The sequence below is a fragment of the Bacteroides sp. ET71 genome (assembly GCF_023336905.1).
Classification (GTDB): domain Bacteria; phylum Bacteroidota; class Bacteroidia; order Bacteroidales; family Bacteroidaceae; genus Bacteroides.
Map to the genome: position 1 here is coordinate 1 of NZ_JAMBLS010000087.1, position 1,565 is coordinate 1,565.

General features: G+C 47.7%; 1 protein-coding gene. It reads right to left on the reverse strand.

All coding sequences use genetic code 11. The features are described from left to right. Positions 1-267: 267 nt before the first annotated feature. The gene (locus M3090_RS15230; RefSeq protein ID WP_249057682.1) at positions 268-1,488 is read right to left on the reverse strand and encodes a transposase; all 1,221 of its coding nucleotides are present in this window, start codon (positions 1,486-1,488) and stop codon (positions 268-270) included. Positions 1,489-1,565 lie beyond the last annotated feature (77 nt).

The following is a 1,565-nucleotide window of genomic DNA, read 5'->3' on the forward strand; positions in this document are numbered from 1 at the left end:
TAATGGTTCGGAAATAAGCACCGTTTAGGTGCTTCATTTCTTTGTTCAAGGCAGTTTTACCCACCATGCACTATTACATATTTATATAGAACTTCAATTTTTGACTGCTGTTTCCGGCAGAAAGGGGTGTGAAGTTCATTCCTGCACCCGGTTCGTTTTATTACAGCTCTTATCTGTATTTCATTCATTTTTTTGTTCTCCTTTCTTCTATTTTATGGAATTTTACTGTTTCTGTTCACGGCAGGGCATAGCTATCCCATATTGCTGTCATGCCGATTTTTCCCGGTGTATGTCGCAATGTTCCAATACAACCGTATATGTGATGCCGCCACTCGTTACCGTAGTGTGGCTGTAAACTCTCATCCGTCCGCAATGCTCGCAGAAATAAGGATTCTCGTATTCACTTTCTGCCTGTTGCACTCCGGCTTCCTCTATCTCGCTTTCATCCCGTCCGAAGTATTCTTCCGGCAGGTTGCCTTTGTTGGAGTAGAAGCCGTAATACCTCACGATGCGGAAATAGCGCAGGGGAACGTGTTGCAGCAGCCGGGGAAAGAACTCACGGTAATGCAGCGTCAGTTCCTTTTCTACCGGGTTTCTCCTGTCGGGTGAGTTCTTATAATCACGGTATCGGAATGAAATGTTCTCGCCGTCCATTGCCGTAATCTTGTATTCGCTCAAACATGCCCGCTTGGAATATCTGCCCACATACTGTATCACCTGCTCCGGCATCTGTATGGGCGGTTCCAGATGCACAATCCAGTCCTTTCTGTTCGCTACCTTTTTGATGAAGCCCATAAACTCCATGCGGTCGTGAAAGTCATGCTCCAGCCTGCCCGCATCGAACAGTCCTATCAGCGCATTCTCAAACTTGTAGCGGAACACCCTGCGGATAGAGGGGATATGCACGTAATCATGTTCGGGAACGGCTATTTTACCTCTGTTGTTGATGCCGCCCCACGACATAATCATGTGGGTGTGTACATGAAGCTGCTTTGTTTCCCCATAGGTGTGCAGCACGGCAATCACCCCGGTTTTCAAGCCGAACTTGTGCATCATCCAGTCTTTCAGCGTGTCTGCCGAAGTCCGCATCAGAATGTTCAGTATTTCTTTCTTGTTGCGCTTCACCAAGTCCAGCAGGATATGCGGCAAGGTCATCACAACATGGCGGTGCGGCACTCGCAGCAACTTTTCTTTCATGCGTGCCGCCCATTTCAGCGTATCACGCCAGCCGCATGACGGGCAAAAACGGTTCTTGCAGCTATGACTGATTTCCCGCACCTCCCCGCAATCGGGACAGACGTATGTGTCTATTCCCAAAGCGGCTGTACGGCACACACGGATAGCGTTCACCGCCTTGTACTGTTCGGGGGTGATGTACTCCGCAGGGTGCTGTGCGTACTCGTCCCACCAGCGGTTGAAAAAGTCCGCCAAGCGATATGTGCTTTCCCGGGAACTACACCTTCCTATGTAATCTATCAAATCAATCATTCACTACCGTTATTTTTTTACATTTGTTTATTTGTTTGTAAGTTGCTGTATATTAGTTGTTTTAATTTGCCTTGAAT